Origin of the sequence: Pseudomonas sp. 8209 (assembly GCF_028682105.1) — a bacterium.
GTDB lineage: Bacteria > Pseudomonadota > Gammaproteobacteria > Pseudomonadales > Pseudomonadaceae > Aquipseudomonas > Aquipseudomonas palmensis.
Genome location: NZ_JANIAH010000006.1, coordinates 38,652 through 60,020 on the forward strand (window position 1 = coordinate 38,652; position 21,369 = coordinate 60,020).

The 21,369-nt window shown below is 65.5% G+C and carries 23 protein-coding genes and 1 pseudogene; 14 read left to right on the forward strand and 10 right to left on the reverse strand.

What is annotated here, in order from left to right; all coding sequences use genetic code 11:
- Positions 1 to 16: 16 nt before the first annotated feature.
- The 3 genes from NP552_RS14135 (at position 17) to NP552_RS14145 (ending at position 4,844) form a co-directional block, all read left to right on the forward strand.
- A complete protein-coding gene (locus NP552_RS14135; protein ID WP_123753422.1) occupies positions 17 to 2,236 on the forward strand; it encodes a primosomal protein N' in 2,220 nt (739 codons plus the stop codon).
- Positions 2,237 to 2,413: 177 nt separating this feature from the next.
- Complete coding sequence (gene argS / locus NP552_RS14140) at positions 2,414 to 4,150, forward strand: arginine--tRNA ligase (protein WP_043860142.1); 1,737 nt, start codon at positions 2,414 to 2,416, stop codon at positions 4,148 to 4,150.
- Between the two features lies 1 nt (position 4,151).
- A complete protein-coding gene (locus tag NP552_RS14145; RefSeq protein WP_043860141.1) occupies positions 4,152 to 4,844 on the forward strand; it encodes an SPOR domain-containing protein in 693 nt (230 codons plus the stop codon).
- 40 nt (positions 4,845 to 4,884) lie between these two features.
- Here the strand turns inward: NP552_RS14145 and NP552_RS14150 are convergent, their stop codons facing one another.
- Positions 4,885 to 5,307, reverse strand: a complete 423-nt coding sequence (locus tag NP552_RS14150; RefSeq protein ID WP_043860140.1) for an NINE protein — start codon at positions 5,305 to 5,307, stop codon at positions 4,885 to 4,887.
- 156 nt (positions 5,308 to 5,463) lie between these two features.
- Between NP552_RS14150 and NP552_RS14155 the strand changes: the two genes are divergently transcribed.
- The gene (locus tag NP552_RS14155; protein ID WP_043860139.1) at positions 5,464 to 6,102 is read left to right on the forward strand and encodes a C40 family peptidase; all 639 of its coding nucleotides are present in this window, start codon (positions 5,464 to 5,466) and stop codon (positions 6,100 to 6,102) included.
- On the opposite strand, the gene NP552_RS14160 is transcribed toward NP552_RS14155, so the two are convergent.
- Positions 6,099 to 7,133 (reverse strand): type IV pilus twitching motility protein PilT, encoded by a 1,035-nt coding sequence (locus NP552_RS14160; protein ID WP_100634292.1) that lies wholly within the window; start codon positions 7,131 to 7,133, stop codon positions 6,099 to 6,101. The two genes, NP552_RS14155 and NP552_RS14160, sit on opposite strands and share 4 nt — an antisense overlap.
- 66 nt (positions 7,134 to 7,199) lie before the next feature.
- Between NP552_RS14160 and NP552_RS14165 the strand changes: the two genes are divergently transcribed.
- From NP552_RS14165 to NP552_RS14205, 9 genes are all read left to right on the forward strand, one after another.
- Complete coding sequence (locus NP552_RS14165; protein ID WP_054915543.1) at positions 7,200 to 7,886, forward strand: YggS family pyridoxal phosphate-dependent enzyme; 687 nt, start codon at positions 7,200 to 7,202, stop codon at positions 7,884 to 7,886.
- Positions 7,887 to 7,924: 38 nt separating this feature from the next.
- Complete coding sequence (gene proC, locus NP552_RS14170) at positions 7,925 to 8,743, forward strand: pyrroline-5-carboxylate reductase (protein WP_274096845.1); 819 nt, start codon at positions 7,925 to 7,927, stop codon at positions 8,741 to 8,743.
- A gap of 10 nt (positions 8,744 to 8,753) precedes the next feature.
- Complete coding sequence (locus NP552_RS14175; protein ID WP_043860135.1) at positions 8,754 to 9,344, forward strand: YggT family protein; 591 nt, start codon at positions 8,754 to 8,756, stop codon at positions 9,342 to 9,344.
- Between the two features lie 95 nt (positions 9,345 to 9,439).
- Positions 9,440 to 10,579 carry a homoserine O-succinyltransferase MetX gene (gene metX, locus NP552_RS14180; protein WP_043860134.1) on the forward strand — a complete coding sequence of 380 codons (1,140 nt, stop codon included), beginning with the start codon at positions 9,440 to 9,442 and terminating at the stop codon, positions 10,577 to 10,579.
- Positions 10,580 to 10,586: 7 nt separating this feature from the next.
- Positions 10,587 to 11,207 carry a methionine biosynthesis protein MetW gene (gene metW, locus NP552_RS14185; RefSeq protein ID WP_043860133.1) on the forward strand — a complete coding sequence of 207 codons (621 nt, stop codon included), beginning with the start codon at positions 10,587 to 10,589 and terminating at the stop codon, positions 11,205 to 11,207.
- A 26-nt stretch (positions 11,208 to 11,233) separates the two neighbouring features.
- Positions 11,234 to 11,668, forward strand: coding sequence for a DUF4426 domain-containing protein (locus NP552_RS14190; RefSeq protein WP_043860132.1), 435 nt, complete (start codon positions 11,234 to 11,236; stop codon positions 11,666 to 11,668).
- On the forward strand, positions 11,665 to 12,261 hold the full coding sequence (gene rdgB / locus NP552_RS14195; RefSeq protein ID WP_043860131.1) for an RdgB/HAM1 family non-canonical purine NTP pyrophosphatase: 597 nt from the start codon (positions 11,665 to 11,667) through the stop codon (positions 12,259 to 12,261). The genes NP552_RS14190 and rdgB overlap by 4 nt, the downstream gene beginning before the upstream one ends.
- Positions 12,258 to 13,472: a radical SAM family heme chaperone HemW gene (gene hemW, locus NP552_RS14200; RefSeq protein WP_274096846.1), complete on the forward strand. Its 1,215-nt coding sequence runs from the start codon at positions 12,258 to 12,260 to the stop codon at positions 13,470 to 13,472. The genes rdgB and hemW overlap by 4 nt, the downstream gene beginning before the upstream one ends.
- 9 nt (positions 13,473 to 13,481) lie before the next feature.
- Positions 13,482 to 13,805 carry a DUF3392 family protein gene (locus NP552_RS14205; RefSeq protein WP_043860129.1) on the forward strand — a complete coding sequence of 108 codons (324 nt, stop codon included), beginning with the start codon at positions 13,482 to 13,484 and terminating at the stop codon, positions 13,803 to 13,805.
- A 113-nt stretch (positions 13,806 to 13,918) separates the two neighbouring features.
- On the opposite strand, the gene trmB is transcribed toward NP552_RS14205, so the two are convergent.
- The 4 genes from trmB to NP552_RS14225 all read right to left on the reverse strand — a co-directional run bounded on the left by trmB (position 13,919) and on the right by NP552_RS14225 (position 16,167).
- Positions 13,919 to 14,641, reverse strand: coding sequence for a tRNA (guanosine(46)-N7)-methyltransferase TrmB (trmB, locus tag NP552_RS14210; protein WP_043860128.1), 723 nt, complete (start codon positions 14,639 to 14,641; stop codon positions 13,919 to 13,921).
- A 9-nt stretch (positions 14,642 to 14,650) separates the two neighbouring features.
- Positions 14,651 to 15,445 carry a thiazole synthase gene (locus NP552_RS14215; protein WP_043860127.1) on the reverse strand — a complete coding sequence of 265 codons (795 nt, stop codon included), beginning with the start codon at positions 15,443 to 15,445 and terminating at the stop codon, positions 14,651 to 14,653.
- 48 nt (positions 15,446 to 15,493) lie between these two features.
- A complete protein-coding gene (gene thiS / locus NP552_RS14220) occupies positions 15,494 to 15,694 on the reverse strand; it encodes a sulfur carrier protein ThiS (protein ID WP_043860147.1) in 201 nt (66 codons plus the stop codon).
- Positions 15,695 to 15,795: 101 nt separating this feature from the next.
- Positions 15,796 to 16,167, reverse strand: coding sequence for a DUF423 domain-containing protein (locus NP552_RS14225; RefSeq protein ID WP_043860126.1), 372 nt, complete (start codon positions 16,165 to 16,167; stop codon positions 15,796 to 15,798).
- Between the two features lie 34 nt (positions 16,168 to 16,201).
- Between NP552_RS14225 and mtgA the strand changes: the two are divergent.
- Positions 16,202 to 16,959 (forward strand): annotated as a pseudogene (gene mtgA, locus NP552_RS14230) (monofunctional biosynthetic peptidoglycan transglycosylase).
- 95 nt (positions 16,960 to 17,054) lie between these two features.
- On the opposite strand, the gene rpoH reads toward mtgA, so the two are convergent.
- From rpoH to ftsY, 4 genes are all read right to left on the reverse strand, one after another.
- Complete coding sequence (gene rpoH, locus NP552_RS14235; protein WP_043860124.1) at positions 17,055 to 17,909, reverse strand: RNA polymerase sigma factor RpoH; 855 nt, start codon at positions 17,907 to 17,909, stop codon at positions 17,055 to 17,057.
- Positions 17,910 to 18,020: 111 nt separating this feature from the next.
- On the reverse strand, positions 18,021 to 19,052 hold the full coding sequence (ftsX, locus tag NP552_RS14240; protein ID WP_043860123.1) for a permease-like cell division protein FtsX: 1,032 nt from the start codon (positions 19,050 to 19,052) through the stop codon (positions 18,021 to 18,023).
- Positions 19,049 to 19,720, reverse strand: a complete 672-nt coding sequence (gene ftsE, locus NP552_RS14245) for a cell division ATP-binding protein FtsE (protein ID WP_043860122.1) — start codon at positions 19,718 to 19,720, stop codon at positions 19,049 to 19,051. The genes ftsX and ftsE overlap by 4 nt, the downstream gene beginning before the upstream one ends.
- Positions 19,717 to 21,177, reverse strand: coding sequence for a signal recognition particle-docking protein FtsY (ftsY, locus tag NP552_RS14250; RefSeq protein WP_100634286.1), 1,461 nt, complete (start codon positions 21,175 to 21,177; stop codon positions 19,717 to 19,719). Before ftsY ends, ftsE begins: the two co-directional genes overlap by 4 nt.
- Positions 21,178 to 21,369 lie beyond the last annotated feature (192 nt).

The following is a 21,369-nucleotide window of genomic DNA, read 5'->3' on the forward strand; positions in this document are numbered from 1 at the left end:
TTCAGAGACCCTGCGCGTGTCCGACGTCATCCTTCGCCTTGCCTTGCCCTCGCCCCTGCGGCGGTTGTTCGACTACAGGGCCCCGGCAAGCATGGCGCACACCGCATTCACCCCCGGCATGCGCCTGCGCGTGCCGTTCGGGCGCCGCGAGATGATCGGCATCCTGGTGGAGGTGTGCGAGCACAGCGAGGTGCCCGCCGACAAACTCAAGCCTGCCATCGCCCTGCTTGACCCGGTATCGCCGATACCGCCAGCCCTGTTCAAGCTGTGCGTTTGGACCGCGCAGTACTATCAGCACAGCCTGGGCGACACCCTGAGCTGGGCGCTGCCGGTGCTGCTGCGCCAGGGCGAGCCGGCCGAAGCGCACCAGGAACGCTTCTGGCAGGTGGCCCCGGGGGCGCGCCACGACGACCCGCGCATCGCCCGCGCACCGCGCCAGCGCGATGCCCTGGCCACCCTGGCGCAGCATCCGCACGGCGTGGCCCACGGCCTGCTGAGCAAGCTCAAACTGAGCAAGGACAGCCTCGACCTGCTGCTGGCCAAGGAGCTGGTGCAGGTGGAGGTACGCCGGCATGCCCCGCCGGCGCGCCACGAACACTGGCTGGCACAGCCCGAACTGCCGCTCAACGATGAGCAGAAGGCGGCGTTTCATGCGGTGCAGGCAGGGTTCGGCAGCTTCCATGCCTTTCTGTTGGCCGGGGTCACCGGCAGCGGCAAGACCGAGGTCTACCTGCAACTGATCCGCGAAACCCTGGAGGCCGGCAAGCAGGCGCTGATCCTGATTCCGGAGATCAACCTCGGGCCGCAGACCCTGGCGCGCTTCGAGCAGCGCTTCAATGCGCGCATTGCCCTGCTGCATTCGGCAGTCAACGACCGCGAACGCCTCAAAGCCTGGCTGTCGGCCCGTGATGGCGAGGCCGACATCATCATCGGCACCCGCTCGGCGCTGTTCACGCCCATGAAGAACCCGGGCCTGATCATCATCGACGAGGAGCACGACGGCTCCTACAAGCAGCAGGAAGGCCTGCGCTATCACGCCCGCGACCTGGCCCTGGTGCGCGCGCACCAGGAGCACATCCCGATCCTGCTGGGCTCGGCCACGCCATCGCTGGAAAGCCTGCACAACGCCTACTCCGGCCGTTACGGCCTGCTGCGCATGAACCACCGCGCCGGCGGCGCCAAGGCGCCGCGCTTCCTGCGCCTGGACGTCAAGAGCCGGCCGCTGGACAGCGGCATCAGCGGGCCGATGCAACAGGCCATCGGCCAGACCCTGGCCGCCGGCCAGCAGGTGCTGGTGTTCCTCAACCGTCGCGGCTTTGCCCCCACGCTGCTGTGCCACGACTGCGGCTGGCTGTCGGAATGCCCGCGCTGCGATGCGCGCATGACCGTGCATCAGCGCTCCGGCGAACTGCGCTGCCACCACTGCGGCTATGACGAGCGCGTACCGCGCCAGTGCCCGCAGTGCAACCATGTGGACCTGCGCCCGGTAGGTGCAGGCACCGAGCGCGCCGAAGAGCGCCTGAGCATTCTGTTTCCGGATGTCCCGGTGCTGCGCGTGGACCGCGACAGCACCTCGCGCAAGGACGCGATGAACCAGCTGTTCGCCACAGTGCAGCGCGGCGAGCCGTGCATCCTGGTCGGCACCCAGATGCTGGCCAAGGGGCACCACTTTCCGCGGGTCACCCTGGTGGCGATCCTGGATGCCGATGGCGGGCTGTTCTCCGGGGATTTTCGCGCCAGCGAGCGCATGGCCCAACTGATCGTGCAGGTGGCAGGGCGTGCCGGGCGTGCAGAGGAGCCAGGCAAGGTGATCATCCAGACGCACCTGGCCGACCATCCTCTATTGGTACAGCTTACCGAGCAGGGCTATTTCGCGTTTGCCGAACAGGCCCTGAGCGAGCGCCGCGCCGCCGGCCTGCCGCCCTTCGCGCACCTGGCGCTGCTGCGCGCCGAGGCGCACAAGCCGGGGCAGGCCGAGAGCTTTCTCGACGAGGCCTGCAGCGCCGCCGAGCAGTTGCTGGCAGAGCACGACCTGCACGGCGTCGAGCTGCTGGGCCCGGTGCCGGCGCCGATGGAGCGACGGGCGGGACGTTTTCGTGCGCAATTGTTGTTGCAGGCCAATGCAAGGGCATCCTTGCATCGTCTGATGAGCGCCTGGCTGTTAGTGTTGGAGCAGATGCCGAGCGGGCGACAGGTGCGCTGGTCGCTGGATGTGGACCCGGTCGACCTGTACTGACCGCTTCGCCGGCAACGCCGGCTCCTACAGGTTTGATGAGCCCTGGCCCTCTGCAGAGCCTGCATTGTCGGCCAAAGGGCCCTAAAGGTTGGCAACCTCGCCCCGGCAACGGATAATACCCAGTTTTTCCACCTGCGCATCCAGGCGCCGCCGCGCTTGCGGTCGAAAGAGAAGCCCATGAAAGACACCATTCGCCAGCTGATCCAGCAAGCCCTCACCCAACTCGTCAACGACGGTGTGCTGCCTGACGGGCTGACGCCGGCGATCCAGGTGGAAAACGCCCGGGACAAGACCCACGGCGATTTCGCCAGCAACATCGCGATGATGCTGGCCAAGCCCGCCGGCCTCAAGCCGCGCGACCTGGCCGAGAAACTCATCGCCGCCCTGCCCGCCGACCCGCAGGTCAGCAAGGTGGAGATCGCAGGCCCGGGCTTCCTCAACTTCTTCCAGAACACCCAGGCCCTGGCCTCGCGCCTGGATGCCGCACTGGCCGACGCCAGGCTCGGCGTGCACAAGGCCGGCGCCACGCAGAAGGTCGTGATCGACATGTCGGCGCCCAACCTGGCCAAGGAAATGCACGTCGGCCACCTGCGCTCGACCATCATCGGCGACGCCGTGGCCCGTGTGCTGGAGTTTCTCGGTGACGATGTGGTACGCCAGAACCACGTGGGCGACTGGGGCACCCAGTTCGGCATGCTGATGGCATACCTGGAAGAGAACCCGATCACCAGCGAAGAGCTGTCGGACCTGGAGAACTTCTACCGCGCCGCCAAGAAGCGGTTCGACGAGTCCAGCGAGTTCGCCGACCGCGCCCGTGGCCTGGTGGTCAAGCTGCAGGCCGGCGACCCCGAGTGCCTGAAGCTGTGGACCCGCTTCAAGGACATCTCGCTGTCGCACTGCCAGAAGACCTACGAGCTGCTCAACGTCAAGCTGACCATGGCCGACGTGATGGGCGAAAGCGCCTACAACGACGACCTGGCCAATGTGGTCGAGGACCTCAAGGCCAAGGGCATGCTGGTGGAAAGCAACGGCGCCCAGTGCGTGTTCCTCGACGAGTTCAAGAACGCCGAGGGCGAGCCGCTGCCGGTGATCATCGTCAAGGCCGACGGCGGCTACCTGTACGCCACCACCGACCTGGCCGCCGTGCGCTACCGCAGCGGCGTGCTCAAGGCCGACCGCGCCCTGTACTTCGTCGACCAGCGCCAGGCCCTGCACTTCCAGCAGGTGTTCGCGGTGGCCCGCAAGGCCGGCTTCGTGACCCACCCGATGGACATGGAGCACATGGGCTTCGGCACCATGAACGGCGCCGACGGCCGCCCGTTCAAGACCCGCGACGGCGGCACCGTGAAGCTGATCGACCTGCTCAACGAAGCCAAGGAGCGTGCCTACGCCCTGGTCAAGGAGAAAAACCCGCAGCTGCCTGAAGAAGAACTGCGCGCCATCGCCAAGGTGGTGGGCATCGGCGCGGTCAAGTACGCCGACCTGTCCAAGCACCGTACCAGCGACTACAGCTTCAACTTCGAGCTGATGCTCAACTTCGAAGGCAACACCGCCCCGTACCTGCTGTACGCCTACACCCGCGTGGCCGGCGTGTTCCGCAAGCTGGGCAAGGGCTTCGACCAGGTCGAAGGCGAGATCCGCTTGCAGGCACCGCAGGAACAGGACCTGGCCGCGCGCCTGGCGCAGTTCGGCGAAATCCTGAACAACGTCGCCGAAAAAGGTACCCCGCACGTACTGTGCAGCTACCTCTACGACGTGGCCGGCCTGTTCTCCAGCTTCTACGAGAACTGCCCGATCCTCGCCGCAGAAACACCCGAACAGCAGCAGAGCCGCCTGCGCCTGGCCGCCCTGACCGGTCGCACCCTCAAGCAGGGCCTGGAACTGCTTGGCCTGGAAACCCTGGAGCGCATGTAAGTTGGCTGCCAAGAAAAAACCTGCTCCCAAGCGCGGCGCAAGCCGCTACCAGGCCCCGGCCAAGCAACCGATACCGGGCTGGATGTGGCTGGCCATCGGCCTCACGGTCGGTGCGTTCATCGTGTTCCTGATGAAACTCGAGCCCAGCCGCGACGAGGTCAAGCGCACCAAGCCTGAAGCCCAGCAGAAGGCCGAGAAGATCGCCGAGGCGAACAAGACCGCGCCGAGCCCGCAGCAGCCGGTCAAGCCCAAGTACGACTTCTACACACTGCTGCCCGAGTCGGAAGTGATCGTGCCGCCCGAAGCCGTGCCGGAGAAAACCCCGCCGGTACCGGCGCAGCCACCGGTGACCCCGGCCGAGGCGGCCAAGATCGACACCGCCCGCGCCCAGGCCGCGCTGCTGGGGCAGACCCCGCCACCGGCACCGCCGGTGATCAAGCCGGCCGCTACCACGCAGTTCTACCTGCAGGCGGGCTCGTTCCGCAAAGAGGCCGATGCCGACAAGGTGCGTGCGCAGATCATCCTGCTCGGCCAGGCGGTGAAGGTGGAGTCCGGTACGGTGAAGGAAGAGACCTGGTACCGCGTGCTGGTCGGCCCGTTCAGCAATCGCGAACAGCTGACCGTGGCGCAGAAGCAACTGGCCGGCAGCGGCTTCAACAACCTGCTGCTGCAACAGCGCCAGATACGCCAGTAACCCCGATGTTCGGCGGCCCGCAGCAGCGGGCCGCCTGCTTTCAGGCCCGCGCCTGCACGTTCTTGAGCGATACCTGGGTGTTCAGCGTCCAGAAGTCGTACAGCACCCCCAGCAGAAACAGCCCGCCGGTAAAGGCATAGATCACGCCGCTGATCCACTTGCCCTGGTACATGCGGTGCACGCCGAATATCCCCAGGAAGGTCAGCAGGATCCAGGCCAGGCTGTAGTCCAGCGGGCCGGCGTGAAAGCGCAGGTCGGCCTCGCTGTCCATCTTCGGGATCAGGAACAGGTCGATCAGCCAGCCGATACCGAGCAGGCCCAGGGTGCAGAACCAGATGGTGCCGGTCACCGGCCTGCCGTAGTAGAAACGGTGCGACCCGGTAAAACCGAAGATCCACAGCAGGTAGCCGAGGACCTTGCTGTGGGTGTCCTGGGGCTGCGCCTGTTGCTGATAACTGTTCATTCATAGCCTCCACGGTTTAGAGAGAAATTTTCTAAGAAAAAATGTGACTTTTACGTGCTCAGCCGACGTATGGCGCCTCTGCAATCGACCAACGGACCAGAATTCGATCAAAAAGCTGTTATAAAGTTGCGCGCTTAACCAACAAGAGCCCTGCCCATGCGACCTTTTTTCAAGACATGGCTGACTGTTTGCCTTTTATTGCCACTGGCCGCCCACGCCACCAACCGTGAGCAACGTCTTCCCAACGGCTTCAACGTGCACACCACCAGCACTGCAGCCGTACGCTCGACCAAGGGCGCCCACGCCAAGGTCACCTCGTCCGCCGCCTCTTCCAAGGTCGCCAAGACCACCCGCCAGGTCGCCTCGATGCCGGCCAAGCAGAGCAGCGATGTGCTCAGCCGCGCGGTGAACGTGCTGGGCACTCCGTACCGCTGGGGCGGCAGCAGCCCGAGCAAGGGCTTCGACTGCAGCGGGCTGGTCAAGTACGCCTTCAACGACATCGACGAGGTCGACCTGCCGCGTACCTCCAACGCCATGGCCAGCGGCCACGGCGTGAAAGTCGACCGCAAGGATCTCAAGCCCGGCGACCTGCTGTTCTTCAACATCAAGAGTCGCCGCGTCAACCACGTGGCCATCTACCTGGGCAACGACCGCTTCATCCACGCGCCACGGCGCGGCAAGCGGGTCAGCATCGATACCCTGAACAAGCCCTACTGGCAGAGCCACTACGTGGTCGCCAAGCGCGTACTGCCCAAGGAGCAGCCGCAAACCCAGCTGCGCCTGGCCAAACGCTAGACCTGATCGGGCGAACGCGCGTTCGCCCTGGCCGTTTCCAGGCTGACGATTCCCCGCCTCACCAGACCCTGCAGGCTGCTGTCCAGGGTCTGCATGCCTAACGCCGCGCCGGTCTGCATGGCCGAATACAGCTGCGCCACCTTCCCCTCGCGAATCAGGTTGCGCACCGCCGGCGTGGCCAGCAGGACCTCGTGCGCGGCCACTCGCCCGCCTTGCACCCTGGGCACCAGCACCTGGGCCACCACCGCCTGCAAGGCGTCGGCGAGCATCGTGCGCACCAGGGCCTTCTCCTGCGCGGCAAACACGTCCACCAGCCGGTCGATGGCCTTGGCCGCCGAGGCGGTGTGCAGGGTCGCCAGCACCAGGTGGCCGGTTTCGGCGGCGGTCAGGGCCAGGCGGATCGTCTCCAGGTCGCGCAGCTCGCCAAGCATGATCACGTCCGGGTCCTGGCGCAGCGCAGCCCGCAGCGCCTGGGCGAACCCCTGGCTGTGACGCCCCATCTCACGCTGGCTGAGCTGGCTGCGCAGCGGGCTGTGGATAAATTCGAGCGGGTCTTCCAGGGTCAGGATATGCACGGCGCGCTCGCGGTTGAGGTGATCGACCAGCGCCGCCAGGGTGGACGACTTGCCTGAGCCGGTGGGGCCGGTCACCAGCACCAGCCCGGCCGGCGACTCGGCAATGCGACGAAACACCTCCGGCAGCTGCAGGCTCGCCAGCGTCGGCACCTGGTCGGGTATCAGGCGCAGTACCGCCGCCGGCCCGCGCACCTGCACGAAGGCGTTGACCCGAAAGCGCCCCAGCCCGGGCACGGCCACGGCAAAGTCCAGGTCCTGCAGCCTGGCGAAGTCCTCCTGCTGCTGTGGGCTCATGAGCTGCGCCAGCAGGGCATGCAGGTTGTCGCTGCTCAACGCCGCCGGCCCCAGCGGCTGCATCTGCCCGTCACGGCGGATCATCGGCGCACTGCCGGCCGCCAGGTGCAGATCGGAGGCGCCTTCCCTGAGCGCCAGGGCCATCAGCCCGGTCATGTCCATAACACTCCCCAAACATCGCCAAGCAGGTAGAATGCCGCAGACCCGAACAGCCGCTGGCGTTGATCCATGTCCACCATAGCAGACAACCTTTCCACGCTTGCCGACCGCATCCGCAGCGCTGCACAGGCCGCCGGGCGTGACCCCGGGCAGGTCCGCCTGCTGGCCGTGAGCAAGACCAAGCCGGCTGCCGCGATACGCGAAGTGTATGCGGCCGGTGTGCGCGACGTGGGCGAAAACTACTTGCAGGAAGCCCTGGCCAAGCAGCTCGAATTGACCGACCTGCCCTTGACCTGGCACTTCATCGGCCCCATTCAATCGAACAAGACGCGAGCAATCGCCGAGCACTTCGACTGGGTACATTCGGTGGACCGACTGAAAATCGCACAACGCCTCAGCGAACAACGCCCTGCCGGGCTGCCCGCACTGAATGTGTGCGTGCAGGTCAACGTCAGCGGCGAGGCCAGCAAATCGGGCTGCAACCCCGACGAGCTGCCGGCGCTGGCCCAGGCCATCGCGGCGCTGCCGCACCTGAAGCTGCGCGGCCTGATGGCGATTCCCGAACCCACCGACGACCCGGCCGCCCAGGCGGCGGCATTCGCCCGTGTACGCCAATTGCAGGACAGCCTGAACCTGGGCCTGGACACCCTGTCGATGGGCATGAGCCACGACCTGGAAGCAGCGATTGCCCAGGGCGCGACCTGGGTGCGCATCGGCACCGCCCTGTTCGGTGCCCGCGACTACGGCCAGGCCTGACCCATGCATCGTTCACCTTCTTCAACCAAGGACCTGACATGAGCAAGACTCGAATTGCCTTCATCGGCGCCGGCAACATGGCCGCCAGCCTGATCGGCGGCTTGCGCGCCCAGGGTGTGGACGCCGCGCAGATCCGCGCCAGCGACCCGGGTGCCGAGACGCGCGCCAGGGTGCACTCCGAACACGGCATCCAGCTGTTCGAAGACAACGCCCAGGCCGTCGATGGCGCCGACGTGGTGCTGATCGCGGTCAAGCCGCAAGCCATGAAGGCGGTGTGCCAGGCGCTCAAGCCAAGCCTCAAGCCCAACCAGCTGGTGGTGTCGATTGCCGCCGGCATCACCTGCGCCAGCCTGCGCAACTGGCTGGGCGAGCAACCGCTGGTACGCTGCATGCCCAACACCCCGGCGCTGCTGCGCCAGGGCGTCAGCGGTCTGTATGCCACCGAGCAGGTATCGGCCGAACAACGCGCCGAAGCCGAGCAACTGCTCTCGGCAGTGGGCGTGGCCCTGTGGGTCGACAGCGAACAGCAACTGGATGCAGTGACCGCGGTATCCGGTAGCGGCCCGGCGTATTTCTTCCTGCTGATCGAGGCGATGACCGCAGCCGGCGAAAAACTCGGCCTGCCCCGCGACGTCGCCTCCCGGCTGACCCTGCAAACCGCCCTGGGCGCGGCGCACATGGCCGTGGCCAGCGATGTCGAGGCCAGCGAACTGCGCCGGCGCGTCACCTCCCCCAATGGCACCACCGAGGCGGCGATCAAGTCGTTCCAGGCCAACGGGTTCGAGGCGCTGGTAGAAAAAGCACTGGGCGCCGCGGCGCACCGCTCGGCCGAAATGGCCGAACAACTGGGCAACTAAGGAGCTCTGCATGAATGCACTTTCGGGCGCCGCGATCTTCGTGGTGCAAACACTGGTCAGCCTGTACCTGGTCATCGTGCTGCTGCGCTTCGTGCTGCAGCTGGTCAAGGCCAACTTCTACAACCCGCTCAGCCAGTTCGCGGTGCGCGCCACCCAGCCGCTGCTCAAGCCGATCCGGCGCATCATCCCCAGCGTGTTCGGGCTGGACACCTCGTCGCTGATCCTGTCGATCGTGATCCAGGCGCTGTTGATGGCGTTCGTGCTGATGGTCACCTACGGCACCTTCGGCGACATCCCGCACCTGCTGATGTGGGCCGTCATCGGCGTCACCTCGCTGTTCCTGAAGATCTTCTGGGTCGCGATGATCGTGATGGTGATCGTGTCGTGGATCGCCCCCGGCAGCCACAACCCCGCCGCCGAGCTGGCCTACCAGATCAGCGAGCCGGTGCTGGCACCGTTTCGCAAGCTGGTGCCCAACCTCGGAGGCCTGGATATTTCGCCGATCTTCGCCTTCCTGGCGATCCAGGTGATCCAGTCGTTCGTGATGCCGCCGCTGGCCGCCTACGCCGGAATGCCGCAGGAACTGTTCCGCATGATCTGACCCGCACCACCCCCGGCCGCAAGCCGCGCCATGTTGCTTGCCGCTGGGGGTGGCGGTCTTTAGACTTACGCCTCATTCAAGCGTGAGCAGGGTCGATGTCCACTGTCTTTCCCGAAGATTCGGTCGGTCTGGTAGTACCGCAACTGGCGCGATTCGATGAGCCCCTGGCCCTGGCCTGCGGTCGCTCGCTGGCCAGCTACGAGCTGGTCTTTGAAACCTACGGTACCCTCAACAGCGCGGCCAGCAATGCCGTGCTGATCTGCCATGCCCTCTCCGGGCATCACCATGCCGCCGGCTACCACAGCCCCGACGACCGCAAGCCGGGCTGGTGGGACAGCTGCATCGGGCCGGGCAAGCCGATCGATACCAACCGCTTCTTCGTGGTCAGCCTGAACAATCTCGGCGGCTGCAACGGCAGCACCGGCCCCAGCAGCGTCAACCCGGCCACCGGCCAGCCCTACGGCGCCGACTTCCCGGTACTCACCGTGGAAGACTGGGTGCACAGCCAGGCGCGCCTGGCCGATCGCCTGGGCATCGGCCAGTGGGCCGCCGTGGTGGGCGGCAGCCTGGGCGGCATGCAGGCGCTGCAATGGACCATCACCTACCCCGACCGCGTGCGCCACTGCCTGGACATCGCCTCGGCACCCAAGCTGTCGGCGCAGAACATCGCCTTCAACGAAGTGGCGCGCCAGGCCATCCTCACCGACCCCGAGTTCCACGGCGGCTCGTTCCAGGCCGAAGGCGTGATCCCCAAGCGCGGGCTGATGCTGGCGCGCATGGTCGGGCACATCACCTACCTGTCGGATGACTCGATGGGCGAGAAATTCGGCCGCGAGCTCAAGAGCGACAAGCTCAACTACGACTTTCACAGCGTCGAGTTCCAGGTCGAAAGCTACCTGCGCTACCAGGGCGAGGAGTTCTCCGGGCGTTTCGATGCCAACACCTACCTGCTGATGACCAAGGCGCTGGACTACTTCGACCCCGCCGCCAGCCACGGCGGCGACCTGGCCGCGACCCTGGCCCACGTCACCGCCGACTACTGCGTGATGTCGTTCACCACCGACTGGCGTTTCTCGCCGGCGCGCTCGCGGGAGATCGTCGATGCGCTGATCGCCGCGCGCAAGAACGTGTGCTACCTGGATATCGACTCGCCGTATGGCCACGATGCCTTCCTGATCCCGACCCCGCGCTACATCACGGGATTCACGAACTACATGAACCGCATCGTCTGCTGAGGACCCCATGAGAGCCGACCTGGAAATCATCCAAGACTGGATCCCCGCCGGCAGCCGGGTACTCGACCTCGGTTGCGGTACTGGCGAGCTGCTCGCCTCGCTGCGTGACACCAAGCAGGTGGCTGGCTACGGCCTGGAAATCGACCCCGACAACATCGCCCAGTGCGTGGCCAAGGGCGTCAACGTCATCGAGCAGGACCTGGACAAGGGCCTGGGCAACTTCGCCAGCAACAGCTTCGACGTGGTGGTCATGACCCAGGCCCTGCAGGCCGTGGAGTACCCCGACCGGATCCTCGACGAAATGCTGCGCGTGGGCCGCCAGTGCATCATCACCTTCCCCAACTTCGGCCACTGGCGCTGCCGCTGGTACCTGGCGACCAAGGGTCGCATGCCGGTGTCGGACTTCATGCCGTATACCTGGTACAACACGCCGAACATCCACTTCTGCACCTTCGAGGATTTCGAGGCGCTGTGCAGCGAACGTCGCGCCCAGGTGCTCGACCGTCTGGCGGTCGACCATATGCACCGGCATGGGTGGGCGAGCAAGCTATGGCCTAATCTTCTAGGGGAGATCGGCATTTACCGTGTCAGCAGCCCGGGCCTGCAGGAACACAAGGTCGCGGTTTGAACAACCCACACTGGAGGAGACAGATCATGGGTCGCTTGTTGAGCTTTTTACTGGTTGCCTGCCTGAGCACGACGGCACTTGCTGCCGATGCGATCAAGGGCGAGCGCAAGGAAGTCTTCGGTGACACCACGGTGCACTACAGCACCTTCATCTCCACCTTCCTGCAGCCGGACATCGCCAAGGCGGCGCAACTGGTGCGCAGCAAGAACCAGGGCGTGATCAACGTGTCGGTGATCAAGGCCGGCAAGCCGCAGGTGACCCAGGTCAGCGGCAGCGTCAAGGACCTGAGCAGCCGCACGGTGCCACTCAGCTTCAAGCAGATCACCGAACAGGGCGCAATCTACTACATCGCCCAGTTCCCGGTGGAGCAGCAGGAAACCCGCACCTTCACGATCAATGTTGCAATTGGTGGCAAGACCGAGACCATCAGTTTCAACCAAGAGCTCTTCCCAGGCGAATGATGAACATCCAGCAACTCGTATTGGCCAGCCACAACGCCGGCAAACTCAAGGAACTGCAGGCCATGCTCGGTGACACCGTGCAACTGCGTTCGATTGGCGAATTCAGCAGCGTCGAGCCGGAGGAAACCGGCCTGTCGTTCGTCGAGAACGCCATCCTCAAGGCGCGCAATGCCGCACGTATCTCCGGGCTGCCGGCCCTGGCCGACGACTCGGGCCTGGCGGTGGACTTTCTCGGTGGTGCGCCGGGCATCTACTCGGCGCGCTACGCCGATGGCCAAGGCGACGCGGCAAACAACGCCAAGTTGCTCGAGGTACTCAAGGACGTGCCGGACGCCGAGCGCGGCGCGCAGTTCGTATGCGTGCTGGCGCTGGTACGCCATGCCGACGACCCGCTGCCGATCCTGTGCGAGGGCCTGTGGCATGGACGCATCCTGCACCAGGCCAGCGGTGCCCACGGCTTTGGCTACGACCCGCTGTTCTGGGTACCGGAGCGCGACTGCTCCAGCGCCGAGCTGAGCCCCGCCGACAAGAACCAGATCAGCCACCGCGCCCGCGCCATGAGCCTGCTGCGTCAGCGCCTGGGCCTGCAATGACCGACCGCACGCCGGCACAGCCACTGCATCTGGGCGAGGCTGGCTTCAGCTCCAACGCACCTCGGGCGGCACTCGCGCAGTTGCCGCCGCTGTCGCTGTACATCCATATCCCGTGGTGCGTGCGCAAATGCCCGTACTGCGACTTCAACTCCCATGCCGCCACCCCGCAGCTGCCGGAAGAGGCCTACGTCGACGCCCTGCTCGCCGACCTCGACCAGGAGCTGGGCGCGGTGTACGGGCGACCGATCAGCTCGATCTTCTTTGGCGGCGGTACCCCGAGCCTGTTCAGTGCCCGTGCGCTGGGCCGCCTGCTGGCGGGCGTGGAGCAACGCATCCCGTTCGCCGCCGACATCGAGATCGCCCTGGAGGCCAACCCCGGGACCTTCGAGCAGGAGAAGTTCAAGGCCTACCGGCAACTGGGCATCAATCGCCTGTCGATCGGCGTGCAGAGCTTCCAGCAGGCCAAGCTCCAGGCGCTGGGGCGCATCCACAACGGTGACGAGGCGGTGCGTGCGGCCGGCATGGCGCGTGCGGCGGGGTTCGACAACTTCAACCTGGACCTGATGCACGGCCTGCCCGACCAGTCGCTGGACGATGCGCTGGGCGACCTGCGCCAGGCCATCGCGCTCAACCCTACCCACCTGTCGTGGTACCAGTTGACCCTGGAGCCGAACACGGTGTTCTGGAACCAGCCGCCGCTGCTGCCCGAGGACGACATCCTGTGGGATATCCAGGAGGCCGGGCAGGCGCTGATGGCCGAGCACGGCTACCGCCAGTACGAAGTGTCGGCCTACGCCCAGCCAGGGCGCCCGGCGCGGCACAACCTCAACTACTGGAGCTTTGGCGACTTCATCGGCATCGGCGCCGGTGCCCACGGCAAGCTCAGCCACCCGGACGGGCGCATCGTGCGCACCTGGAAGACCCGGCTGCCCAAGGACTACCTGAACCCGGCCAAGGCGTTCAAGGCGGGCGACAAGCTGCTGGCGGTGGACGAACTGCCGTTCGAGTTCCTGATGAACGCCCTGCGCCTGACCGAGGGCGTGGAGGCTGCGCTGTTCGCGCAGCGTACCGGCCTGCCGCTGGAACAACTGACGGCGGCGCGCCGTGAAGCCGAACAAAAGGGCCTTTTGCAGGTCGAACCGACGCGGCTGGTGGCGACACCGCGGGGCCAGCTGTTTCTCAACGACCTGCTGCAGTATTTCTTGACCTAAGGATAGCGAATGGACCTGGTACTCGACCTGCTCTCGACCGTCTCCCGCTGGAGCCGCAGTAACCTGTCGGAGATCTCTCTGGCGCTTGTAGGCTGTTTGCTGGTGTTGTTCGGCACCGACATCAAGGGCTGGGTCGAACAGCGCCTGGGCGGGCTGGCAGGTGCGTTGCGCGTGCCGTTCATGGCCCTGCTGGTGCTGATCGGCAGTGGTGCGGCGTTGATCTATGCCACGCCGTGGGTGGTACGCGGGCTGAGCCAGTTCAACAACTACGCACTGGCGCCGGTGCTGCTGGTGGTGCTGGTGTTGCTTGGCGTGGTCGCAGACCGCCGCTAGAATCATCGCGGGTCAAGCCCGCTCCCACAGGTACTACGCTGATTTCGAGGTCAGCGCTGTACCTGTGGGAGCGGGCTTGACCCGCGATTCGAGCGCGCAGCGCTCACCGGCAATCAGGCCAGTTTTTCGAACTTCAGATCCCACACCCCATGCCCCAGGCGCTCGCCACGGCGTTCGAACTTGGTGATCGGACGCTCGGCAGGGCGAGGTACGCACTTGCCGTCTTCGGCCAGGTTCCTGTACCCCGGCGCGACATTCATCACTTCCAGCATGTACTCGGCGTACGGTTCCCAGTCGGTCGCCATGTGGAACACGCCGCCCACCTTCAGCTTGCTGCGCACCAGCTCGGCAAATTCCGGCTGCACGATGCGACGCTTGTGGTGACGGCTCTTGTGCCACGGGTCCGGGAAGAACAGCATCAGGCGGTCCAGGCTGTTGTCGGCCACGCACTTGTTCAGCACTTCGATGGCATCGCAGTCATACACCCGCAGGTTCTGCAGGCCCTGGGTCAGCACGCCATTGAGCAGCGCGCCCACGCCCGGGCGGTGCACTTCGACACCGATGAAGTCCTGCTCGGGCGCGGCGGCGGCCATCTCCAGCAGGGAATGGCCCATGCCGAAGCCGATCTCCAGGGTGCGCGGCGCCGAACGGCCGAACACCTGGTCGTAATCCACCGGGCTGTCGGCCAGTGGCAGCACGAACAGCGGCGCGCCCTGGTCCAGGCCGCGCTGCTGGCCTTCGGTCATGCGCCCGGCACGCATCACGAAACTCTTGATGCGGCGGTGTTGGCGTTCTTCGCCTTCGGCGGTGATCGGCGATTCTTGCGATTCAGTCATCAGGGGCTCTTACTTGATCAGACCATCCAGCGGCGACGAGGCGCTGGCATAGAGTTTTTTCGGCATGCGGCCGGCCAGGTAGGCCAGGCGGCCTGCCACGATGGCGTGCTTCATGGCTTCGGCCATCATCACCGGTTGTTCGGCATGGGCGATGGCTGAATTCATCAGCACTGCCTCGCAGCCCATTTCCATGGCAATGGTGGCGTCCGACGCGGTACCCACACCGGCATCGACCAGCACCGGCACTTTCGATTCCTCGAGAATGATGCGCAGGTTGTACGGGTTGCAGATGCCCAGGCCCGTACCGATCAGGCCTGCCAGCGGCATGACCGCGATGCAGCCGATTTCGGCCAGCTGACGCGCGATGATCGGGTCGTCGCTGGTGTAGACCATCACGTCGAAACCGTCCTTGACCAGCACTTCGGCGGCCTTGATGGTTTCGATCACGTTGGGGAACAGCGTCTTCTGGTCGGCCAGCACTTCGAGCTTGACCAGGTTGTGCCCGTCGAGCAGTTCGCGGGCCAGGCGGCAGGTGCGCACGGCCTCGACCGCGTCGTAGCAGCCGGCGGTGTTCGGCAGGATGGTGTAGCGGTCCGGTGGCAGCACGTCGAGCAGGTTCGGCTCGCCCGGGTTCTGGCCCAGGTTGGTGCGGCGCACGGCGACGGTGACGATCTCGGCACCCGAGGCCTCGATGGCCAGGCGGGTTTCTTCCATGTCGCGGTACTTGCCGGTACCGACCAGCAGGCGCGACTGGAAGGTACGACCGGCCAGCGTGAAGGGCTTGTCGCTACGAACATTGCTCATCGGTAATCCTCTTGAAGGTTGAGGGACTTGCAGGTGAAGCGCGTGGGCCTAGCCGCCGCCGATGGCGTGAACCACCTCGACCTGGTCGCCTTCGCGCAGGGCGGTGGCGTCGTGCTGGCTGCGCGGCACGATGTCCAGGTTCAGCTCCACCGCCACCCGGCGACCTGCGAGGTCGAGCCGGGTCAGCAGGGCCGCGACGCTTTCGCCGTCGGGCAATTCGAAAGGTTCACCGTTCAGTTGAATGCGCATGCGCACGGCCGCCATTGTTTTTAGGGGCCCGCATTCTAGCCCCTATCCGGGGCTGAACCCAAGGCCAAGCGGCGCCATTCGTCTCGATCCGGACCCGCGGGTCAACCCAGGCGCCAGGCCGCCAGGCCCAGGCACAGCCAGCCGCCGAGGAAGGCCAGGCCGCCAAAAGGGGTGATGATGCCGAGCTTGCCGATGCCACTCAGGGTCAACAGGTACAGGCTACCGGAAAACAGCACGATGCCCAGGCAGAACAGACCACCGGCCCAGGCCGTGAGTCGCCCGGGCAGGTGCGCCCAGAGCACTGCCACGCCCAGCAGGGCCAGGGCGTGCACCAGCTGGTAGGTGACGCCGGTATGGAAGATCGCCAGGTACTCCTGGCTCAGGCGGCCCTTGAGGCCATGGGCGGCGAAGGCACCGAGGGCCACACCGGTAAAGCCGAAAAAGGCGGCGAGCAACAGAAAGCTGCGAAGCATGCGCAAGACTCCTTGGGGGCACAGGGTCTGTATAATGGCCCGCTCATTCGGTTCGGCCAAGCCATCTCTATGCTTTCATCCCTGATCCGCCGCCTCACCCGCGCCCTGCTCTGGTTCGCCGTTGCCAGCGTGTTGCTGGTGCTGCTGTTTCGCTGGGTACCGCCGCCGGGCACCATGCTGATGGTCGAGCGCAAGGTGGAATCGTGGGTCGACGGCCAGCCCATCGACCTGCAACGCGACTGGCGCCCATGGGGCGAGATCTCCGATGAACTGAAGGTGGCGGTGATTGCCGGCGAGGACCAGAAGTTCGCCGGGCACTGGGGTTTCGACTTCAATGCCATCCAGGCCGCACTGGCACACAACGAGCGTGGTGGCACGCTTCGCGGCGCCAGCACGCTGAGTCAGCAGGTGGCCAAGAACCAGTTCCTGTGGGCAGGCCGCAGTTGGCTGCGCAAAGGGCTGGAGGCATGGTTTACCGCACTGATCGAGCTGCTGTGGTCCAAGGAGCGCATCCTGGAGGTGTACCTCAACAGCGCCGAGTGGGATGACGGCGTATTCGGCGCCCAGGCAGCGGCCCGCCATCACTTCGGTACCGATGCGAGCAAGCTGACGCGCCAGCAGGCCAGCCTGTTGGCGGCGGTACTGCCCAGCCCGCGCAACTGGAGCGCAAGCCGGCCCAGCAGCTATGTGGCGCGACGGGCGGCGTGGATTCGTCAGCAGATGAGCCAGCTGGGCGGCAGCGGCTACCTGGTGCAACTGGATGAGCCGCGCAAGGCGCCCTGGGCCAACTGAAACAAAGAGGGCCCCTTCGCCGGCAAGGCCGGCTCCTACAGGGATTGTTGTAGGAGCCGGCCTTGCCGGTGAAGGGGCCCTAAGGGTCCCGCAGATCAGGCAGCGATCAGGGCTTTCACCTTGTTCATCGCATTCTTCTCCAGCTGCCGGATACGCTCGGCCGACACGCTGTACTTGGCCGCCAGGTCATGCAGCGTGGCCTTCTCTTCGGCCAGCCAGCGCTGGTACAGGATGTCGCGGCTACGGTCGTCCAGGCCTTGCAGCGCCTCGTGCAGGTTGTTCGAGGAGCTGTCGCTCCAGTCCGCATCCTCCAGCTGACGTGCCGGGTCGTAACGGTGGTCTTCGAGGTAGTTGGCCGGCGACTGGAACGCGCTGTCGTCGTCCGCCTCGCTGGCCGGGTCGAAGGCCATGTCCTGACCGGTCAGGCGGCTTTCCATCTCGCGCACTTCACGCGGCTCCACACCCAGGCTTTCGGCCACACGATGCACTTCATCGTTGTTCAGCCAGGCCAGACGCTTCTTCTGGCTGCGCAGGTTGAAGAACAGCTTGCGCTGCGCCTTGGTGGTCGCGACCTTGACGATGCGCCAGTTGCGCAGGATGAATTCGTGAATTTCGGCCTTGATCCAGTGCACGGCAAAGGACACCAGGCGCACACCCATCTCGGGGTTGAAACGCTTGACCGCTTTCATCAGGCCAACGTTGCCTTCCTGAATCAGGTCGGCCTGGGCCAGCCCGTAGCCCGAATAGCTACGCGCGATATGTACGACAAAACGCAGGTGGGCGAGCACCATCTGCCGAGCCGCCCCCAGATCCTGCTCATAGTAGAGACTCTCGGCCAGTTCACGCTCCTGCTCGGGCGTCAGCAATGGAATGCTGTTGACCGTGTGCACATAGGCCTCCAGGTTCGCACCCGGGACCAAGGCATAGGCAGGTTGCAACGAAGTGGTCATACGAAAAAACCTCCGACTCACTGAATTGTGCCATCAGGCACTGCCACCATTGACCGGGAACCGCGAAACAAGTTCCCGAAATACACGATAGTCAATGACGGCTGGAAGACACTATCGCGGTGCAAGCTCACGCAGATGCCGAGCGACCGCAATCCAAGCACCGATATACCCTAACAGCACCGCCCCAAGCAAGAGCGACAGACCATCGGCAGGCGGCACCCCGGCCAGCGAGAAATCGCTGCCGTACAGACCCGATAGCCCGACGACCGCGTCATCCAGCCAGTTGAGGCCGAACGCCAGCACCCCCCAGGACAGTACGCCTGCCCCCAGGCCATACAACGCGCCCATGTACAGGAACGGCCGGCGCACGTAGGCATCGGTACCGCCCACCAGCTTGATGACCTCGATTTCGGTACGGCGGTTCTCGATATGCAGGCGAATGGTGTTGCCGATGACCAGCAGCAGCGCCGACACCAGCAGCACGGTCAGGCCGAAGACAAAGCGATCACCCAGCTTGAGGATCGCCGCCAGCCGCTCCACCCACACCAGGTCGAGCTGGGCCAGTTCCACCTTGGGCAGTTCGGCCAGGCGTTGGCGCAGGGCCTCCAGCGCTGGCTTGTCGACTTCGGCCGGGGTCACCACGACCACGCCAGGCAAGGGGTTCTCCGGCAGCTCGCGCAAGGCCTCGCCCAGCCCGGACTGCTGCTGGAACTCGTCGAGGGCCTGTTCACGGCTGACATACTCGGCATCGGCCACCCCCGGCATGCCCTTGATCTGGGTACGCAGGGCTTCGCCTTCGCTCACGCTGGCGTCAAGTTTGAGGTACAGCGAAATCTGCGCTGCACGCTGCCACGAGCCGCCCAGGCGCTCGACATTGCTCAGCAGCAGCGACAACCCCATCGGCAGGCTCAGGGCCACGGCCATCACCAGGCAGGTGAAGAAGCTGCCGATCGGCTGCTTGCCCAGGCGACGCAGGCTGTCGAGCAGGCTGGAGCGATGGCTTTCCAGCCAGGCGTGCAGCAGCGTACTGAAATCCGGGCCGTCATCGTCATCATCACGGCGCTTTTTCTGTTTCTGAGGGCTTGGCTCGGCTGCCGCAGGGGCCACCCGCTCGGACACCTTGGGACTACGTGTTGCACTCATTGCCCGGCCTCCCCATCGCCGATCAAGCGGCCGCGCTGCAGGGTCAGCATGCGATGGCGCATGCGCGCGATCAGCGCCAGATCGTGGCTGGCGATCAGCACGCTGGTGCCCAGGCGGTTGATATCTTCGAAAACACCCATGATCTCGGCCGCCAGGCGCGGGTCGAGGTTGCCGGTGGGTTCATCCGCCAGCAACAGGGCCGGACGGTGCACGATGGCACGCGCAATGCCCACCCGTTGCTGCTGGCCGGTGGACAGGTCGCCGGGGAACAGCTGGGCCTTGTCCGACAGGGCCACACGCTCCAGCGCCGCGTCCACACGCTTGGCCACCTCGACCTTGGACAGGCCCAGGATCTGCAACGGCAGGGCGACGTTGTTGAACACGGTACGGTCGAACAGCAGTTGGTGGTTCTGGAACACCACGCCGATCTGGCGACGCAGGAACGGGATCTGCGCGTTGCTGATCTGACCAAGGTCCTGGCCGGCCAGCAGCAGCTTGCCGCTGGTCGGACGCTCCATGGCCAGCAGCAGGCGCAGCAAGGTGCTCTTGCCCGCGCCGGAATGGCCGGTGACGAACAGGAACTCGCCCCGACGCACCCGAAAACTCAATTCATGCAGGCCAACGTGACCGTTAGGGTAACGCTTGGCGACCTGTTCGAATCGGATCATGAAGGCTCCCGCTCGGCAAACAAGGCTTGTACGAAGGGCTCGGCTTCGAAGGTGCGCAGGTCATCGATGCCTTCGCCCACACCAATGTAGCGGATCGGCAGGCCGAACTGCTTGGCCAGGGCGAAGATCACCCCGCCCTTGGCGGTGCCGTCGAGCTTGGTCAGCGCCAGGCCGGTGAGCTCCACGCTCTGGTTGAAGTGCTTGGCCTGGTTGATGGCGTTCTGCCCGGTGCCGGCGTCCAGCACCAGCAGCACCTCGTGCGGCGCGTCGGCGTCCAGCTTGCCGATCACGCGGCGAACCTTCTTCAGCTCTTCCATCAGGTTGTCTTTGGTGTGCAGGCGACCGGCGGTGTCGGCGATCAGCACGTCGATGTTGCGCGCCTTGGCCGCCTGCACCGCGTCGAAGATCACCGAAGCGGAGTCGGCGCCGGTGTGCTGGGCGATCACCGGGATCTGGTTGCGCTCGCCCCATACCTGCAGCTGCTCCACCGCGGCAGCACGGAAGGTATCGCCGGCGGCCAGCATGACCTTCTTGCCTTCGAGCTGGAGCTTTTTCGCCAGCTTGCCGATGGTGGTGGTCTTGCCGGCGCCGTTGACGCCGACCACCAGGATCACGAACGGCTTGTTCGCGGCATGCACCTTCAGCGGCTGTTCGACCGGCTTGAGCAGGTCGGTCAGCTCGCCCTGCAGCGACTTGTACAGGGCATCGGCATCGGCCAGCTGCTTGCGTGCGACCTTCTGGGTCAGGCTCTGCACGATCACCGAGGTGGCCTCGACGCCAACGTCGGCGGTCAGCAGGCGGGTCTCGATCTCTTCGAGCAGGTCGTCGTCGATGACCTTCTTGCCCAGGAACAGGCTGGCCATGCCCTCACCAATGCTGGCGCTGGTCTTGGACAGGCCCTGCTTGAGGCGGGCGAAGAAGCCGGCCTTGGTGGTGGTTTCAGGCGCCGACGGGGCGGCCTCGGGAACAGGCAGGGCGACCTCGGTGGCCGCAACAGGTGCGGGCACCACCACTGCAGGCGGCTCGACCACCGGCTCGGGTGCGCTGTACTGCGGGGCAGGCTCGATCACCGGCTCGGGCGCGGCGTACTGCGGCGCAGGCGCTTCAACAGGCTCGGGCGCAGCGTACTGCGGGGCAGGCTCGGGGGCTGGGCGCTCGGGAATCGGCGGGGGGACGTGGGGCTCGAGGTCGGCCACCAGCGCCACCGGCTCTTCGGGCACCGGCAGCACCAGGCTGCTGGGGTGATCCTCGACGGCGACGGGCGCGCTCGCGACCGGGGCGGGCTCGACGGCTACCGGCTCAGGCAAAGTCGGGGCGATAGGCTCCAGCGCCTCTGGCACTGGGGTTTCGGGCTGTTCGACAACAGGTTGCTGGGGCTTTTTGCGCAGCCAGCCGAACAGGCCTTTCTTTTCACCGGCCGCGGCCGGGGTCTTTTTGTCGTCGTTGGAACCAAACATGGAAGACGGCTATCTCAGGGTAGCGATGCGCCAGTGTGGCGCCTCAAAATTCTTCTAACGCAGAACAGACTATGGTCAAGCCGACTGGTTCATGCGCAACATTTTGTCGGGACGCCTGCAACGCTTGATCTCGACAGGCATGGTCGTCAGGCAACCGGATCAGTATCCTAGCACCTCCTAGCCCGCCGACGC

What these genes read in the sequence shown, in the direction of transcription:
- NP552_RS14205 (WP_043860129.1), top strand. Translation starts at nt 13,482, where the DNA reads ATGGACCTGGTACTCGACCTGCTCTCGACCGTCTCCCGCTGGAGCCGC.
- NP552_RS14160 (WP_100634292.1), bottom strand. Translation starts at nt 7,133, where the DNA reads ATGGACATGACCGGGCTGATGGCCCTGGCGCTCAGGGAAGGCGCCTCC.
- ftsX (WP_043860123.1), bottom strand. Translation starts at nt 19,052, where the DNA reads ATGAGTGCAACACGTAGTCCCAAGGTGTCCGAGCGGGTGGCCCCTGCG.
- NP552_RS14155 (WP_043860139.1), top strand. Translation starts at nt 5,464, where the DNA reads ATGCGACCTTTTTTCAAGACATGGCTGACTGTTTGCCTTTTATTGCCA.
- NP552_RS14165 (WP_054915543.1), top strand. Translation starts at nt 7,200, where the DNA reads ATGTCCACCATAGCAGACAACCTTTCCACGCTTGCCGACCGCATCCGC.
- ftsY (WP_100634286.1), bottom strand. Translation starts at nt 21,177, where the DNA reads ATGTTTGGTTCCAACGACGACAAAAAGACCCCGGCCGCGGCCGGTGAA.
- thiS (WP_043860147.1), bottom strand. Translation starts at nt 15,694, where the DNA reads ATGCGCATTCAACTGAACGGTGAACCTTTCGAATTGCCCGACGGCGAA.
- metW (WP_043860133.1), top strand. Translation starts at nt 10,587, where the DNA reads ATGAGAGCCGACCTGGAAATCATCCAAGACTGGATCCCCGCCGGCAGC.
- proC (WP_274096845.1), top strand. Translation starts at nt 7,925, where the DNA reads ATGAGCAAGACTCGAATTGCCTTCATCGGCGCCGGCAACATGGCCGCC.
- rdgB (WP_043860131.1), top strand. Translation starts at nt 11,665, where the DNA reads ATGATGAACATCCAGCAACTCGTATTGGCCAGCCACAACGCCGGCAAA.
- metX (WP_043860134.1), top strand. Translation starts at nt 9,440, where the DNA reads ATGTCCACTGTCTTTCCCGAAGATTCGGTCGGTCTGGTAGTACCGCAA.
- ftsE (WP_043860122.1), bottom strand. Translation starts at nt 19,720, where the DNA reads ATGATCCGATTCGAACAGGTCGCCAAGCGTTACCCTAACGGTCACGTT.
- NP552_RS14225 (WP_043860126.1), bottom strand. Translation starts at nt 16,167, where the DNA reads ATGCTTCGCAGCTTTCTGTTGCTCGCCGCCTTTTTCGGCTTTACCGGT.
- NP552_RS14150 (WP_043860140.1), bottom strand. Translation starts at nt 5,307, where the DNA reads ATGAACAGTTATCAGCAACAGGCGCAGCCCCAGGACACCCACAGCAAG.
- rpoH (WP_043860124.1), bottom strand. Translation starts at nt 17,909, where the DNA reads ATGACCACTTCGTTGCAACCTGCCTATGCCTTGGTCCCGGGTGCGAAC.
- trmB (WP_043860128.1), bottom strand. Translation starts at nt 14,641, where the DNA reads ATGACTGAATCGCAAGAATCGCCGATCACCGCCGAAGGCGAAGAACGC.
- hemW (WP_274096846.1), top strand. Translation starts at nt 12,258, where the DNA reads ATGACCGACCGCACGCCGGCACAGCCACTGCATCTGGGCGAGGCTGGC.
- NP552_RS14215 (WP_043860127.1), bottom strand. Translation starts at nt 15,445, where the DNA reads ATGAGCAATGTTCGTAGCGACAAGCCCTTCACGCTGGCCGGTCGTACC.
- argS (WP_043860142.1), top strand. Translation starts at nt 2,414, where the DNA reads ATGAAAGACACCATTCGCCAGCTGATCCAGCAAGCCCTCACCCAACTC.
- NP552_RS14175 (WP_043860135.1), top strand. Translation starts at nt 8,754, where the DNA reads ATGAATGCACTTTCGGGCGCCGCGATCTTCGTGGTGCAAACACTGGTC.
- NP552_RS14190 (WP_043860132.1), top strand. Translation starts at nt 11,234, where the DNA reads ATGGGTCGCTTGTTGAGCTTTTTACTGGTTGCCTGCCTGAGCACGACG.